Here is a 15,991-nt window from a genome sequence, read left to right on the forward strand (position 1 = left end):
AAAAACTTGAAGCCTTTAGTCCCACTTGCAGCGTGGGGCTAAAGGCTTTATTGGGCTCTAATCAGCCGCTGCCAGCAGCGGCTGATTACACTCCTGCATGAACTGTTTTATTTGTCCCCTAGAGGAACCGGAACAGTCTGTCTATAGAACTTAATATAGTGGAAGCCATCCATCATCATGAATTCCGGCTTTTTTGTGGTCTGGAAGGAATATGTGCGTTCCCACAGGATATTGCCGTTCTTGAGATCCCACGGGCGGGAATCGGATATCGAACTGACGGGAACTGCGGCTCCTCCGGCTTGAACAGCCAAAGTATCCTTATCCAGCATAGTGAACTGCTTCCCGGCGACCACAATATCATAGCCGTCAGCAGTCCGGGAGACGCTGCGAATCCAGAGTTTCTCCTCGCCGACTGTAACGGAGTGGTCTGAGGGTGAGGCCAGCGGGATCGGCTGCCCGACCTTCTGATATCCGCTGAAATTATCCAGTACAAGTTCAACACTTTGCAGCTTGTCTGTTGGCAGCACATCGTATTCAATTATAAATTCCGGGGTTCCCTTTTTGCTGGAATTCGTCCCCCGCATCGACCGGTAATTCATTTCCGTCCCATTCACATACAGTTTGGTTACAGCAGAGAATCTTGGATTTTCGCCATTATCCATCTTATAATGTCCCTTTACGATGGTTGACGTAGGAGAAGCCGTAATCGTGTCATAGTAGACGGTTCCCTGATCCACCGGTACAGCCTGGTCAATATCTGCGACGAGCAGACTTTTCATGGCAAGGTTCGGGTCATATTTGAAGGAGATAGGATAGTGTGCCACTTTCCCGTTCTCCAGCAGCTCGCTGAAGGTAACGGTCAATGTTCTGGAGAAGGGGCTGGCCGGCTCGAATTTGTATACTCCCTCGAAGCGGCTACTGTCCTTACTGCCGCCGCCGCTCCCCCCCAGGGGATCTGAATCCGTCATGAACCCTTCCAGTTTATCTACTCCGTAACGGAGTGAATAGTTGCCGTCAGGGAAGTCGCCGGTATATATACTGCCTGAAGACGGATCAATACTGTAATACATCGTCAAGGCGTTGTCGTCTGCAATTACCCCGTTAATGGTAATCACCGTTCCGTCACCTAACGTTTTGCTTTTATTGACGCTTTGACCGTATCCGTGATCCGCCAATTCAGAAAAGGCCATGGTATTCAGCTCAGTCTGACTGAACAGCTTCCCGCCGTAATAGGCCAGCGCAGGATACTGATAGATGCCCACTGTCAGTAACATGGCTGCTGCGGCTGTGGCGACCCAGGACCGTGCCCGTCCAGCCCGTGATTTCCGTCTAACCGGAGCCTGCTCCAGCGCCTTCCGCAATCTGCCTTCAAGTTCTGACGGCGCCTTGATCTGCTGATGCTCCTGTAATCTCTCCTCGATCGTTCTCATAACGGTCACCTCCAATCATAGCTTTTAGTTTCTGTATTCCCTGCGAAATTCTGGACTTGATCGTGCCGACCGGCGCATCGGTGATATCGGCAATGGTCTGATACGGCAGATCGTGGACATAACGCAGCTCAATCGCTTCCCGCTGCCGGGGATTCAAATGTGCGAGCAGGACGGACAGATCCATTTCAGACTCGGTATCGCGGTACGGGTTAGTTGCAGTCCATGCCTCCATTGCAGGCTCCGGCGCCTCGTCCTCCTCCAGGGGAACGAACCGGTTCTGGTTGCGGAGGACCGTTTTGCAGCGGTTGACCAGAATGGTTTTGCTCCAGCTATAGAAGGCCTCGCTCTTCTTCAGTTGCGCCAGCTTCTCATAGAGCGTGACGATCATATCCTCCATTACATCCATCGCGTCATGCTCATTCCTCATGTAGCTATAGGCAAGACGATAATAAGCGTCCTGTTCGGCTAGGATCAGTTCTAATAATGCTTCTTTGTTACCGCGCTGTGCGGCTCTGACAAGACGGCTTATATTCATGTGCTCACCCCTTTCACAGATAAGAGTGCGTAGCCGCCCGGAAAGTTCATTATGCTCTCAAAAAAATATCCACAGCCTATTCCAGAGAAATTCCTAGTCTCTGGAAGGGCTGTGGAGGGAGCGAAGAAGAGGCAGGAGCTGGCGGATGCTCTCACGCTCATTCGTAGAACAGCAGGCGCTTGGCATAAGCGTTACGGAACTCGGTGGGAGTAAGGCCGACAATTTTTTTGAACGATTTCATGAAATTATGGCAATCCTTATAGCCTAGCTGCAATGACACTTCGCTGACGTTCTGGTTGGTGTCGGTCAGCAGGAATTTCGCCAGCTCCATCTTCTGCTGCAGAATATATTGCTTCAGGGAGATCCCGGAGATGACGGTGAACAGATGGGAGAGATACTTCTCGTTATAGCCGAAATAGGCGGCGATCTGCGATACCTTAATATGCTCGCTGCGGCTCCATTTAATGTAATCCACAATATCGTTGTAGAGCTGCTCCTGCTTCGTTCTTTTGAACGGATCGGCATCGGTTGGCAGGGTCTGGCTGTACAGCTCGCACAGAATAACGGTAGACATATAGTTGCCCAGCACCGTCTGATTGTAGCTCCGCACCGAGTCCTGGAGCTGCTTCATCATGACGATGATTTTCTCGACATTCCGCAGGGTTCCGTATTGAGGCAGGTGAATTACATATTCTTCCTTGTCGCCGTTTGACGGAGGGGGGCCCGCAGTCTGACTACCGTTCGCAGCATGAAAATGCAGCCAATAAAAGCTACAGTCTGAAGACTTGTACCCGTATTGTCTGGTAAGCGGAGGCAGGAGCAGGAACTCGCCTTTGGAGACGACGAACTGCTGGTTGTCACCCGCCAGGTAGAGCACGCCTTCGGTCATAACTATCAGCTCATAATCCTGTAAAATCCGGCTTAAGTGAATCCACTCCGCCGAGGGGGCCACGAATTTGCCGGTCATCTCCAGATGTACCGGCTTATCTACCAGCAGTGTGAATGCAGTCATGTTATCATCCCCCTCGGTGTGGAAATAGTCTTATCCTATTACAACAATATCAAATAAGGGCTATCTTGAATACAGCAGAAGCTGCATCCAAGATAACCCCGAGGTGAGACAGTGTAGGCTATACTGCTAGAAGCTATTCTTTCACAATCTGAAGCTTATATTCCTGCACGGTGACATGATCCTCCGCCTTGACCGTGAGCTTCACCTCAGTGCGGCTATGTGGCAGCTTGATCTCGCGCGGGAGTGAATCCTCAATCAGAATCCCGTCTGCATAGACCAGTGCATTGTGATGGTGAGGTGTAACGTTCAGTTGTACCAGGCGTGCCGCTAGCGGAACACTCAGGCTATACGTGGTTATGCCGCTGCTGAAGGAGGTAGACAGCGTTCCTTCACTGAAGGCAAGCTGGCGCAGTCCGGCATTGTGATCATACCCGGTCATCATGCGCAGCAGGTCGAAGATGCCATTCTCCTTCTCTGGAACCACGAACTTGACCTCCACCTCAGTCTTGCCGCCAACTGCTTCAGCAGGAATCAGATAACTCCGCTCGTAGAAGCTGCGGGCTTCATCCGTATGCAGGACCTCGCTCGCAATCAGCTCCCCATCTACATAAATCGCTATTTTCTTACCATTATTTCCTGAGAAATAAGTGACCGAGAGGTAGTTGTCCGTGCGCGGTGCCACCTTCATCCGGTAGCTGAACCAGCCGCCGTTCTCCGCTTTGCGGATGTTATATCCGTCCCAGGTGGCTACAGAGGTGTTCTCTCCCTCAATGCCATGCTCCAGCTCATACTGGTCATTGCCGACAGGCAGGCTGTCCAGTGTAGCGTCCTGCACACGCTGCCGGATTTTCCCTTGTAAAATATGCTTCTGCAGCTCAGCCGAATCCGCCTCCACCAGACGCCAGTAGATGCCGTAACGCTCACTATGCTGCTTATAATGCGGGGTGAAGACCAGCCGCTGATCCTCATCCGTTCCCCGCAGCGCAAAGGCCAGTTCTTCCTGCTCCAGCCGGACTACGCGGTCCGCAAGCTGCTCCAGCCACTCCTGCGGGCTCTCGTTCACCGTTGTGATGAAGTCCTTCAGCAGCATGTTGCGGGTCGGGACACTTACAGCCACTCCTGTAGCAGACACGGACAGGTCACTCTGGCCCAGAGCGGCGCTCAGCACCACCGGCCCATACTTGAACGCGACCACCTGGCGGGCATCCGGCAGGCTGAAGTGCTTCAGCTTCATCGGAAGCTTGAGCTGAAGCGTGTCGCCGTCTTCCCATACTCTGTCCGTCAAGAGGTAACCTCCGCTGACCGCTGAGTTCACAGGCTGCCCGTTCAATAGAAGCTCAGGTTCTCCTGCCAGCCAATCCGGCAGACGAAGCTTCAGCGTGGTGGACTGAGTCTGAGGCTGTATCACTGAGATCTTGAACTCTACAATATCGCTATAAGGCAGATTGGCCGACTGGATCAGCATCAGGCCGTGCGCAGCAGAATCCAGGGTAGAGCTAAGGTACTGGTTGACCACTATGCTGTCCGCATCATGGAAATACAGGCTGTCATTCAGCTTGGTGAAGCTCTCCATGCCGGTTCCCGTACAGCACCAGAAATGCTCAAACGGCGAGCTGTAGACCTTGAAATACCCGGTCGCCATAGGCTGGAAGTACATCGTCATGCCGGTATGCGGGTGCTGTGATGACACAATAGCATTCAGATACGTGTTCTCGTAGAAGTCGGCGTAACGGGGATCTCCCGTGAGTTTGAACAGCTCGCGGGTCAGCTTGAGCATATTGTAGGTGTTGCAGGTCTCCGCTGTGAAGTTGGAGCGTTCCCGGTCCAGCATATCCGGGTCACCGAAGTGCTCCCATTCGCTGTTCCCTCCGGTGATGTAGCTGTGATGATGAACAACCATCTCCCAGAACTGCACCGCCGCTTCCAGATAAAAGGCTTCGCTCTCCCCGAGCGTCCGGTAACGGTTCAGCGCACCGAGGAATTTCGGAATCGTGGTATTGGCGTGCTTGCCCTTGAGAACATCCTTGCCCTCATGGACAGGAGTGAACAGCGTCAGCTCGTCAAAGCTATGTGCGGCGCTTAAATGGCCTGCTTTTCCGGTGATTCTGTACAGGTCGTACAGGCAGTCATTCATCCCGCCGTATTCCACCGATAATACACGCTGATGAACCTCTTCAGACCAGGAGGCTGTGCGGCGGTACACCCAGTCACCGAGCGTATCCGTGAGGTCATAGGCCGTTTTGCTGCCGGTAGCAGAGTAGGACGCTGTGAGTCCGGCGATGATTTTGTGCATCGTATACCAGGGGACCCAGGCCGGCTGCTTGTTCTCTACATGATCGAAAAGGCGTTCCTCGAACGCGGACAGGTAACCGCTCTCATGCTGGCACAGGGCCAGCTCTCCCAGAAGATAGTTCAGCCTGAGCGCCAGCGCGTCATCCCGCGTACAGGCATAGGCCTGGGACAGCGCCGACAGATAGTGGCCCAGCGTGTGTCCGCGGATCTCTGTGTTCTCCCAGCCGGGATATTTGTCGGCACGCTTCGGCAGTCCCCGGTTCTCGCGGAAGCCCGCCAGCAGACGGTCTGAATCATAGCTGGTCAGATAATCAATCTCCTTGGCAAAAGCGTTCGTGATATACGGATCGGACACACGGACCTGGTCCATGCGGTATTCCTCGTACAAAGGCTTACCCTGAATCGGGGCTGTAAGAGGCTGATGGGGTGTAATTGTCATTTTGTATCCTCATTCCTATGGGTTCTGTAGGGTTACTGCTGGATGAATATCCTATATTTAAGCTTATAGATAAAGGGCTTGGGGGTAAATAGTGATAGGATTGAATATGTGTGAAAAGGTTAGATTGGGGAGAGAGATTAGACGTAAAAAAGCCACAACCGCTGCTGGGCAACAGGCTGTGGCTTGAGGTTATTTTATGGAAGGGATTAAGATAGCAGCTCTTTATGGAGTGTACTGCTGCACGATCGATACAATCTGGCCATCCTTGATCGTGAGGTGATAAGGCGAACCGCTTAGATCGAATACATCCGTCTTGGCGAATTCATGAATGAACTGCTTCAGCGTGAGCGATTCGTTCCAGTTAATGTCCAGGTCTTCGAGCTTGCCGGTGCGGTCATAGATCTGCATGGTGACCTTGGCATCCGGGGCTACCGTATAAGTAGTCAGCGTGTCGCTGTCGTTCACGATATAGTAACCGTCCGGGGCACCGCCGATTTCGGCTGCGGATTCCGGCTCCCGCTGAGCGAAGACCGCGTCGGCTGCTGCGCCTTCATACCATTCGATTTCATCTCCGGTGAGCGTCGTCTGACCGTTATGGTTCTCTAAGGAATGTATATACACTGTCAGATGCTGGGCCAACCCCTCACTCTTGGCATCTGCGGTTTTTATGGTTGTGCTCGCCGTAGTCACGAGGGAAAGAAACAACAGGACCAGTACAGGAAGCAGGTAGACGTTTTTGTTTTTTAACATTATGAATTTCCCCCTTGGCGTAATCTTGCGCGGCATGAGTCTACACTCCTTATTTACCCTGCCGGAATATTCTCAAACTTGTTTATACCCTAATAAACGTTGGTTCAGCAGAAATGTTGCAAAAGATTTTTTAACTGGGTATATATAACAAATATTCCGTCTTTGTCAACCTCTTTTGAACCGTTCAAACCAGATTGACCTGCCTAATTAAGGGATTTATGATATAGGAATATCTGGATTTTTACTAGAATATCTGGTTCTTGAGGGGCGGTATTGGTTTGCAACAGCACACTACAATTCAAACAGAACTGGCTGCTTTTCTTAAAAAAGAAGGCCAGACAATCAATCAGTTCGCAGGAATCTCCGGTGTCAATTCGGGAACGCTCAGCAGCATTATTAATGGTAACCGTCCTATTGCCATGCAGCAGCTGGACCGGATTACCGCCGGAATGGGGCTTCCTGAAGGAACATTTTATGAGTTATATATAGATGAATGTGTCGTACATTCCGCACCCGACTGGCGGCGGCTGGGACCCTTCCTGCACCGCTGTGCGGAGCTGGACAAGCTGGAGTGTATCCGGCAGGTGGTTCAAATCATCATGGACAATATTACATATGCCCCGCTCCTGTTCGATACAGCGGAGGAATTCTACGGGCAAGGCAAGCTTCAGGCAGCGGCTCTGCTGTATGAAGGGGTAGCCGACACTGAGAAATATCAGCATTCGGAGCGGCTGGCCCTGTGTCAGTACCGGCTGTTCATGATCCGGATCGGACAGAGCCCGGAGGCGGATTTCCGTGCGGCGACCCGGTTTGAATATTTTGTAGAGCGCCTGGAGGAAATAGACCAGTTGGAAGCGCTTCGGAAGCTGGCGGATATCTATATTGCTCTACAGCACTGGGAGAAGGCCAGACTACTGGCAGAGGAGCTCCGTCATAAGACATCTATCCAGTACGAAATCAGATTCTACAAAACGAAAAAGAAGAAGGAGCTGAGGCAGGCGCCCAGACCTCTTTGCTTCTATATACTGTATGCTTACTGGCTGCAATCCAAGGTATGCGAGGAATCCGGTGAATATGAGCGGGCGCTGGAATATGTGGGCCTTTACACTGAAATGAGCTGGATTGTCGAGGAATCGGAAGAGGTTCAGCAGATCCGGGCGCAGTTCAGCAGGCTGGGAACAGTCTACAAGTCTCTATACCGCCTGATGTGCGGTGAGCTGGAGGCTCTTCCCGAGGTGATGGAATCTATCGGCACCCCCGGGCTTGGACTGCTGGACGGGCTGCTTAAGGCAGTTCAAGCGGCTAACCGGTATGGCTGGAAGGTAGATGAGCTTATCAGCCGCTTCCAGCCGCTGCTTACGCCGGAGGGAACGGCCTCCGGGCAAGCCGAAGGAACTCCGGGCAGGGAGACGCCTGAGCAATATCCGGTACTGCTCTATGAGCTGGCGCTGTACTCTCTCAAAGCAGAGAAGATAGAGCAGGGGATACGTTATATCTTCGGGAGCCTGGAGGCTTCCGCCGCACTTGGCAGCATAGCCTGTGTGATCCGCTGTGTAAGATTATTCGAGCAATTCCGGCCGCACGCTTCAGCGGAAGACCAGGATCGGTATAAGCGTCTGATCAATAAAGTCCAGCTGGCCCACACCGGAGCGAAGAGGACCACAGAATCCCTGCAGGAGTAACAAAGTATCTTTTTCATCCCATCCAATTCCTTCCTCAGCCTATTTTTGTGAATTTTGCAGGTTGTTGCTGTGTTTTTTCTGTTATGATAAGGACCAGTCAAGTTTATGGTAACATATTTAGGTTTTGGAAATGGGGTTCTGGAACGACGATGGAGATGAACGATACCGGCAGTTCGGCGATTCGCAATATAGAGGATGCCGCAGACCGGATGATAGAGCTGTTAAGCCAACTTTTCAAGTCAAACACGATTCTGATTTCGGTGCATGGTGTAAGCTCAGATCCCCTGCTGCGGGTGTTCAACCGGGAACAGCTGTTGGGGCCGGATATACAGGGATCTGTGTTGTTTGATGCTATTGGCAGTCTGATCCTTCTGAATGACAATGGACCGTTACTGGTCTCTGATACGCATAAACAGCCCGCGTCCCCTGCACTTGACTTCATACACACACAGGGAGTACATTCATTCATTGGCGTTCCTCTGCTCACTGAGGATGGCGAATCTCTGGGAACGATCTGCCTGCTGGACCCTGCTGCCGGGCGGCATACGAAGGGAGACCTGGACCTCTTAAGCGCTATGGCTTATTTTTTCACCTATATTATGAACTTGGAACGGAAGCTTGAAGATTTGGAACAGCGGAGACAAACGAAAATGGATCTGTTCGCTATGCTCAGCCATGAAATCCGCACCCCGATGAACGGCATTATCGGCATGACCGATCTGATGATGACGACTGAGATGAACGAGCAGCAGCAGTATTACATGGAGATCATTGAATCAAGCAATGCCAAGCTGCTGCAATTCCTGAACGATGTTCTGGATTTCAGCAAGATGGAAGCGGGCAAGCTGCTCATTGAAAAGGAACCGTTCGATATTATCACCGCACTGGAAGAGAGCGTCTATCTGTTCTCCACCAAGGCTTTTGAGAAAAACCTGGAGGTTATTCTGAATGTGGATTCGGAGATTCCCCTGTATGTTCTGGGGGATGCCCCCAAGATACGCCAGATCATCATGAATATCGTAAGCAACGCCCTGAAGTTCACCCACGCCGGGGAAATTCTGATTGAGCTGAAATCCTTGCCTGTTCTCCGTGAAGAAATAGGGATTAGGATCACGGTTACGGATTCTGGTATAGGTATAGCGCAGGACAAGCTGAAGCTGCTGTTCAACAAATATACCCAGGTTCACCAGAGCAGCGAGCTGCATCATTACGGAGGTACCGGACTGGGGCTGGCCATCTGTAAACAGCTGGTGGAGCTGATGGGGGGAGAGATCTCTGCGGAAAGCCAGGAAGGGACAGGGACGAAGCTGGAGGTCACGCTGTATCTTGAGAAATATACAAGCCTGCCCTCGATTCCCTTCGAGAAGGATGTGCTTGACGCAATTAAGATTCTGGTTGTGGATGATAATCAGACCAGTCTGGATGTCATCTCTTCGGTACTTGAGGACTGGAGCGTGGCAGTGTCATCTGCCCGGACTGCCGGAGAGGCCCTGGAGCTTCTGGCGGCCAATAACCATTATGATCTAATCCTTATGGATAAGGATATTGCGGGGACAGAAGCCACAGAGCTTGCCAAGCACATGCGTCAGCTTGTTCCGGGCAGGAAGCTGCCCGTTATTCTGCTTGCTCCCCTGGGGACGAATCTGGACGAGGAGACCAAAGCGCAGTTTTCCTCCATCATTATCAAGCCCATCCGTAAGGTGCATCTGCTCAATAACATATTGGCTTTGCTGAAGCACAGTAAGCCGGAGTCCTGATGGCGCATACTCCTCCTGGTGTTCTGCAACCAGTGAGATATTCATAGCCATACTTAATATAGCCTGTTTGAAGCCGGTGCCTGCCGGAATTCAAACAGGCTATTTGGTGCAGGCGGAGAGGGAGGCGGCGGGTTGCCCTATACATACGGTAGATCCATGCTCCGCATACGGTGAATTCACTATTTCGTGCGCTGCGTATTGTCGGACCGAACGTTCAGGTGACATAATCGAAGAGCAGGGCATCTGCACACAGGAAGGCGTGAACGACTTGAACTATTTCCGGAAGCAATCATTCCGCAGCAAATTAAAAACTGCATTCTTAGCCGTGATCCTCCTCTCCGTACTGATGACCGGGGGATTGTCGTATTCCATCTCGGCGGCGACTCTGGAGAAGAATGCGCTGAAGCTTACCCAGGATAATGTTGTCAAATCAGCGCAGATCATCGACGAGAAGCTGAACAAGCTGATGCTGATTATGATGACCTTCATGATCAGCCAGCCCTTTCACGATATGATGAGGGATGTCGTCACCGGGGACACGGGCCGGTATTATACTCACCTGAATGATCTTGATAACGTTTTCTCACAAGCGCGGATTGCGGAGCCGCTGATCCATTCGATCTATGTGTCCACGCCGATCGGGGAGTTCTACCCTTCCTCAATGAACCGGAACCGTCTGACGGAGTTCAAGGATACCTTACTATATGAGCGGATCGAACAGGAGAAGAAGAATACATGGGTTGAAGGCCATGAGGACATGCTCTTCTCCGGGAAGGAACGGGTGATTTCACTGATTCTGGAACCTATATTTGATACAGCGGTCCGCGGGGTCTATATTATCGTCAACATCCGTGAAGACGGCTTCCGCAAGCTGGTGAGCGGGGATACCGGCGGAGGGGCGCGCAGCTTCCTGCTGAACGCGGCAGGCAGCCCCGTCTATTCTGTGAAGGACCCGCTCGTTCTGCAGGCGGTGGAGGGCAGTGATCTGACCGGAATGATCAGCAGCAGCCGGGATCTCAGCAATACCTTCAAGCTGGGCGGCGAATCGTATCTGCTGAACTATGCCCATCTGGGCATTGCCGATTGGACGATGACCACGATCCAGTCCAAGTCTGGTGTGCTGAAGGATATGATCTATGTGAAATGGCTGCTCGTGGTGGTAGCCCTCTTTGCCTTCACTGTTACAATGATGGTATCCGGAGCTTTTACCCGTTATCTGCTGCGTCCGCTGCAAGGTCTGATGAAGGTGATGAAGCGGGTGGAGAGCAATGATCTGACGGCAAGATTCGAGAGCGGGGGCGGAGACGAGCTGGCCCAGGTCGGGATGCGGTTCAACCAGATGCTGGAGCAGATCGTAGTGCTGATCGGAGAGGTCACACAGGCGCAGACCAATAAGCGCTCGGCAGAGATCAAGGCCTTGTCGGCGCAGATGGACCCTCATTTCCTGTACAATACGCTGAATACGATCTACTGGAAGCTCAATCTGAAGCAGGTGAAGCAGTCGCAGAGCATGGTCATGTCGCTGTCCCGGCTGTTCCAGCTCGGGCTGAACAAGGGGCAGGAGATCACTACGCTGTCTAAGGAACTGGAGCATGTCCGCATGTATCTGGAACTGCAATGCAGCTGCTATGAAGGGCTGTTCCGTTATGAGATTTATGTCGAGGATGAAGCGCTGGTTACCCTCCCGATTCCGCGCATTCTGCTGCAGCCGCTGGTGGAGAATAGTATTCTGCATGGCTTCCGCCACCGGGAGAGCGGGGGGCAGATTGACATCGAAGTCTTCGATGAGGGAGCACGCTGGTGTATCAAGGTCAGCGACAATGGAGCTGGTATGGACGAGGAGGCGGTCCGTGCATTGTTCCGGCGGGAATCGGAGAAGGGCTATGCCGTATCCAATCTGATCCGCAGGCTGCAGCTCTACTATGGGGACAGTGCAGCATTACGGGTGGACAGCGGGCCGGGCCGGGGGACGGCGGTTATTATATCTTTACCCAAACGGGAGGAGCATCAGGATGGACGATCATAGCGTAACCCTCTGTATCATTGATGATATTAAAAGCGTGGTGGAAGGCCTGACCTGCATGAACTGGGCGGAGCACGGCATCCGGGTGGCAGGGACCGCGGCCAATGGGGAGGATGGGCTGGACCTGATCGCGGAGCTGCGCCCGGATCTGGTCATTACGGATATCCGTATGCCAAGGATGGACGGGCTGGCCATGCTGCGTGCCGTACTGGAGCAGCACCGGGACTGTAAAATCATTCTGGTCAGCGGATATGCCGACTTTGAATATGCGCAGCAGGCTGTACAGCTTGGCGCGTTTGACTTCGTGGTCAAGCCGTTCACGGAAGAGGAGATCATGAAGGCGGTGCTGCGGGCAAAGGCGGAGATTATGGAGCAGCGTTCCAGGCTGGATACGCTCCGGGAGATGGAGAGCAAGCTGCGGGAGAGTCTGCCGGTGCTGCGGCAGGAATATTTTGCCCTGCTGGTCAGCCACAGAACGGCGTGGGAGCAGGCGAAGCCGCGCTGGGAATTCTTAGACATCGATCTGAACCCCAAGGGGTTCGTGGTGATGCTGCTGGAGATTGATCACTTTCAGGAGCGGGCAGCAGAGCTGTCTATCCACGAGGTGGAGCTGATCCGCTTCTCCCTGCTGAATATCACCCAGGAGACCATTGCCGGGCATACGCGCTGCGTGGTGTTCCGGGCCAAGCATAACCGCTATCTTGCGGTGATGAATGACTGTGGTCCGGCCAGTGCAGTGGAGATTGCCGAGCGCTGCTGCAAGAACATTGAAAAGTATACCAAGTTCACGGTATCTGCCGGGGTAGGAGGCCGGGTGGAGGAGACCAGCGAGCTGCCGGATTCCTACCGCCAGGCGCACCGGGCGCTGGCCCACCATCTGTTCACCGGAGGCAACGCGGCCATTATGTATGATGATGTTCACCAGAACGGAAGCCAGGAGCCGCTGGCACTGGAGTACAAGGACGAGCTGCTGCTGGCACTGCGCTCCGGCAATGTCAGCCGGACAGGCGCAATTCTGTCAGCCATTTCAGAAACGCTGCAGAGTCTGAGCTCCGGGCATAATCCCGATTATCTGCTCGTTCTGTATGAGGAGCTGGCCGCATCAGCGATCCGCACCTTCTATGAGCTGGTTCCGTACGGGGAGATTCAGCCGCTGATCCAGCGGTTCCGGGCGGTGCAGGGAACAGCGGGGCTGCCGCTTGCGACTCTCCAGCGGCTGCTGCTGGAACTGTGTACAGAGGGGGCCGCCCTGGTGCGCAGGAGCAGCCTGTCCGAAGGGCAGAAGGTGATCTATGAAGCGGTAGAGTATATTAAGGGCCGCTTGTCCGAGGATATCAGTGTCGGTGAATGCGCGGCGCATGTTCATCTCAGCACCAGCTACTTCTCCAGCCTGTTCAAGAAGGTGAACGGAGTGACCGTTACCCAGTATATCACCGCAGAGCGTATTCACCGGGCCAAGCTGCTGCTGGTGGAAGGGGCACAGGTGCAGGAGGTGGCCTCCGCTGTGGGGTATGAGGAGCGCAGATACTTCAGCGAGATGTTCAAGAAGATCACCGGCCAAACACCGTCGGAGTTCAGGGCGGGGTACCACCCGGACCGCCAGGAGGAGCCCTACCATTGACAGCGTCCGATCTGCACCGGTGCAGCATCCTTTATGCTAATTATTTTACACACACGCAGCCTCACTCCGTTCAGTATCAGGACGGCTTATCCTTCTATCTCTTCAGACTGCAGATGGAAGGGACCTGCCGTGCTCTGGTAGACGGAAAATACGAGACGATCATCCCCGGGGATCTGCTGATCTATGCTCCGGATCAGCCGTATGAGCTGATTGTACAGCCCCGCAGCGCTCCAGGCTCTGGTGGAGTTCAGCCCGCCTCGGATTATTTCCTGATCGGCAAAGGGGAGTGGCTGGACTCCTGGTGGCAGGACCGCAGGCTGCCGGCCCGGACGAATATCGGCTTCGACGATACGGTCATTACCTTATGGAAGCATATTGCCGGCGAGAAGAGGAAAGTAATGCAGCATCAGGAGGAGCTGCTGGATTACCTGCTTAGAACGTTCTGCCTGACGCTGGAGCAGGTGATTCAGGCCAGGCGGCGCACCAAAGGGGCGGAGACCGCCTACAGGCTGAAGCAGTTCATTGACAATCATGCCCATGAACCGCTCAGCCTGGAGCAGATCTCCGCCTCCGCCGGGTTAAGTATTTCCCGTGCTTCCTCCCTGTTCAAAGCCGCTTTTGGCCAATCGCCGTTTGCCTACTGCATTGATGTCAGGCTGAGGTCTGCCGAGCAGCAGGTGCTCTACAGCACACTGTCACTGGAGCAGGTTGCCGACAATGCGGGCTTCCAGAGCTACGCCCATTTCTGCCGGATGTTCCGGGAACGGTATGGCGCTCCCCCGGGAGAGTACCGGCGCAGCTTCGGCTTCCGGTTCAATCCCGGGTGAGTCCGGTGGTGTACAGAACCTGATTGGACTCAAGCAGTACCGCTTGCAGCTGTCCATACTCCACATCCTGAACCATGCCGTCCGCCTCAAGCGCCAGTACAGCAGCGGCTGCCGCCGATTGACCCAAAATCATAAAGACCGGCTCCATCCGGATGGAGCCGTAGGCCGCATGAGTGGCCGACAGGCAGACCGGTACGACCAGATTGGTGCATTCGCTCCGCTTCGGCACCATTGCCCGGTAGCTGATCGGATAAGGCTTGGCCAACCGGATATAGAATCCGCCCTCCGTGCTGACATGCCCGTCTTCGTTCACATAGTATTGGGTATGGTGCGAGTCCATGGCGAAGGAGCCCATTCCGGCGGAATCCGGCACCGGGTGCTCCCGCCTTACATCATGCTCCGTCACCACGTAATCTCCGGTCATTCTGCGCGATTCCCGGATGTACAGCTGGGACGGCCAGTGGCCGCTGTCCGTAAATTCATCGAGCGGCAGGCCCCACGGCTTATAGGCTTCCCTGATCTCCTCCGGCACCCGCGGATGGTTCTGGATCGTCCAGACATATCCCTGCTGGTAGATGCGGTGGGCCTCCCATATCTGTTCCCGCGCCGCATAATCCGCCTCTGGATAGCAGTGGTTCATCCCGTTGTAATCTGTTGAAATACCGCTGTTGTTATTGGAATCGGTCTTGTCCGCAGTGACCCGGTTCAGCTTGAAGAAGCGTGAGCGCTGTCCCTGCTCGATGGCCCGGAACAGAATCTCATAATCGGCTTCGTTATAGCCCTCAGGCTTGCTGATCATCAGGCGATTGCCCGGATTGTCTGTCAGACACATGCGGAAGTTATAGGCTTGCAGCTTACGGTCTCCCTCGCCGGCATCGCCGCCACGGTCCGCATTTACACGCGGGAGTAGTCCGCTCGAAGGCATTCCTTTAATGACATAGGGGTCAATTCCCGGAGGGAGCTCGTTCAGTTCAGGGCCGGGCTGAATGCCGTTTAATGTCTCCCCGTACTGTGCGTTCGGCTCCCGGCCGACCACATAAGACACACCGGAATGGCCCATCAGGTCTCCCTCGTAAGAGGTGTCAATGAACATTTTGCCGTGATAGACCTTCCCGGATTCCATGGTAATGGAAGTGATTCTTGAGCCTTGCCGGGCCACCCCATTCTTAAGCTCAAGCCTTTCCCCGCAGACGACTTCAAGATGATGCTCCGCCACCCAGTCCTCCAGCACCTCAAGCGCAACCTTAGGCTCGAACAGCCAGCAAGCCCCGTCCTGCGCATATTTCCGCGCGATCCGCTGATAGAATTCCAGAGACAGGCCGCCGACTGCCTCTTTCATTCCTACATCCGTATCACCCAGCCCTCCGGTGGTCATGCCCCCAATTCTCCGGCTCGGCTCGATGACTACCGCACTTTTGCCCATAATAGATGCCTGGACAGCCGCTGTAATGCCTGCAGCCATTCCGCCGTATATGACAAGATCATATTGTTTCATCCGGCGTACCCTCCTTCGTGGTAACGATTTTGCCTGCAAAAATGATTATAAGCCGTTGCCAGGACCCGCGTGAATGATGGATCTTCCTTTTTCAGTTGACGGATCTTACTGTTTTGTCCGAAAGTCCG

At 53.7% G+C, this 15,991-nt stretch carries 11 protein-coding genes; 5 read left to right on the top strand and 6 right to left on the bottom strand.

The genetic code is table 11. The features are described 5' to 3' along the window. Positions 1-107 precede the first annotated feature (107 nt). The 5 genes from MKY86_RS06605 to MKY86_RS06625 form a co-directional block, all read right to left on the bottom strand. On the bottom strand, positions 108-1,430 hold the full coding sequence (locus MKY86_RS06605; RefSeq protein ID WP_076079709.1) for a DUF4179 domain-containing protein: 1,323 nt from the start codon (positions 1,428-1,430) through the stop codon (positions 108-110). After that, positions 1,369-1,965, bottom strand: coding sequence for a sigma-70 family RNA polymerase sigma factor (locus MKY86_RS06610; protein WP_076079708.1), 597 nt, complete (start codon positions 1,963-1,965; stop codon positions 1,369-1,371). Before MKY86_RS06610 ends, MKY86_RS06605 begins: the two co-directional genes overlap by 62 nt. A gap of 157 nt (positions 1,966-2,122) precedes the next feature. After that, positions 2,123-2,977, bottom strand: a complete 855-nt coding sequence (locus MKY86_RS06615) for an AraC family transcriptional regulator (RefSeq protein ID WP_076079707.1) — start codon at positions 2,975-2,977, stop codon at positions 2,123-2,125. Positions 2,978-3,110: 133 nt separating this feature from the next. Then, positions 3,111-5,708, bottom strand: a complete 2,598-nt coding sequence (locus MKY86_RS06620) for a beta-L-arabinofuranosidase domain-containing protein (RefSeq protein ID WP_076079706.1) — start codon at positions 5,706-5,708, stop codon at positions 3,111-3,113. 222 nt (positions 5,709-5,930) lie between these two features. Then, positions 5,931-6,458, bottom strand: coding sequence for a hypothetical protein (locus MKY86_RS06625; RefSeq protein ID WP_076079705.1), 528 nt, complete (start codon positions 6,456-6,458; stop codon positions 5,931-5,933). 278 nt (positions 6,459-6,736) lie between these two features. Between MKY86_RS06625 and MKY86_RS06630 the strand changes: the two genes are divergently transcribed. From MKY86_RS06630 to MKY86_RS06650, 5 genes are all read left to right on the top strand, one after another. Further along, a complete protein-coding gene (locus MKY86_RS06630; protein WP_076079704.1) occupies positions 6,737-8,140 on the top strand; it encodes a helix-turn-helix domain-containing protein in 1,404 nt (467 codons plus the stop codon). A gap of 149 nt (positions 8,141-8,289) precedes the next feature. Then, the gene (locus tag MKY86_RS06635; RefSeq protein WP_076079703.1) at positions 8,290-9,897 is read left to right on the top strand and encodes a GAF domain-containing hybrid sensor histidine kinase/response regulator; all 1,608 of its coding nucleotides are present in this window, start codon (positions 8,290-8,292) and stop codon (positions 9,895-9,897) included. A 259-nt stretch (positions 9,898-10,156) separates the two neighbouring features. Next, positions 10,157-11,923 carry a cache domain-containing sensor histidine kinase gene (locus tag MKY86_RS06640; protein ID WP_340826660.1) on the top strand — a complete coding sequence of 589 codons (1,767 nt, stop codon included), beginning with the start codon at positions 10,157-10,159 and terminating at the stop codon, positions 11,921-11,923. Further along, positions 11,910-13,541, top strand: coding sequence for a response regulator (locus MKY86_RS06645; RefSeq protein ID WP_076079701.1), 1,632 nt, complete (start codon positions 11,910-11,912; stop codon positions 13,539-13,541). The genes MKY86_RS06640 and MKY86_RS06645 overlap by 14 nt, the downstream gene beginning before the upstream one ends. Next, the gene (locus tag MKY86_RS06650; protein ID WP_076079700.1) at positions 13,538-14,368 is read left to right on the top strand and encodes an AraC family transcriptional regulator; all 831 of its coding nucleotides are present in this window, start codon (positions 13,538-13,540) and stop codon (positions 14,366-14,368) included. Before MKY86_RS06645 ends, MKY86_RS06650 begins: the two co-directional genes overlap by 4 nt. On the opposite strand, the gene MKY86_RS06655 is transcribed toward MKY86_RS06650, so the two are convergent. Continuing rightward, positions 14,355-15,863, bottom strand: a complete 1,509-nt coding sequence (locus MKY86_RS06655) for an FAD-dependent oxidoreductase (RefSeq protein WP_076079699.1) — start codon at positions 15,861-15,863, stop codon at positions 14,355-14,357. The genes MKY86_RS06650 and MKY86_RS06655 overlap by 14 nt on opposite strands. Positions 15,864-15,991: the final 128 nt, after the last annotated feature.

This window comes from Paenibacillus sp. FSL R7-0333 (assembly GCF_038000365.1).
Classification (GTDB): Bacteria; Bacillota; Bacilli; order Paenibacillales; family Paenibacillaceae; genus Paenibacillus_AQ; species Paenibacillus_AQ silagei.

Bases quoted from the DNA above. Each gene is read 5' to 3' on its own strand.
- MKY86_RS06605 (WP_076079709.1), bottom strand. From the start codon at position 1,430: ATGAGAACGATCGAGGAGAGATTACAGGAGCATCAGCAGATCAAGGCG.
- MKY86_RS06610 (WP_076079708.1), bottom strand. From the start codon at position 1,965: ATGAATATAAGCCGTCTTGTCAGAGCCGCACAGCGCGGTAACAAAGAA.
- MKY86_RS06615 (WP_076079707.1), bottom strand. From the start codon at position 2,977: ATGACTGCATTCACACTGCTGGTAGATAAGCCGGTACATCTGGAGATG.
- MKY86_RS06620 (WP_076079706.1), bottom strand. From the start codon at position 5,708: ATGACAATTACACCCCATCAGCCTCTTACAGCCCCGATTCAGGGTAAG.
- MKY86_RS06625 (WP_076079705.1), bottom strand. From the start codon at position 6,458: ATGTTAAAAAACAAAAACGTCTACCTGCTTCCTGTACTGGTCCTGTTG.
- MKY86_RS06635 (WP_076079703.1), top strand. From the start codon at position 8,290: ATGGAGATGAACGATACCGGCAGTTCGGCGATTCGCAATATAGAGGAT.
- MKY86_RS06645 (WP_076079701.1), top strand. From the start codon at position 11,910: ATGGACGATCATAGCGTAACCCTCTGTATCATTGATGATATTAAAAGC.
- MKY86_RS06655 (WP_076079699.1), bottom strand. From the start codon at position 15,863: ATGAAACAATATGATCTTGTCATATACGGCGGAATGGCTGCAGGCATT.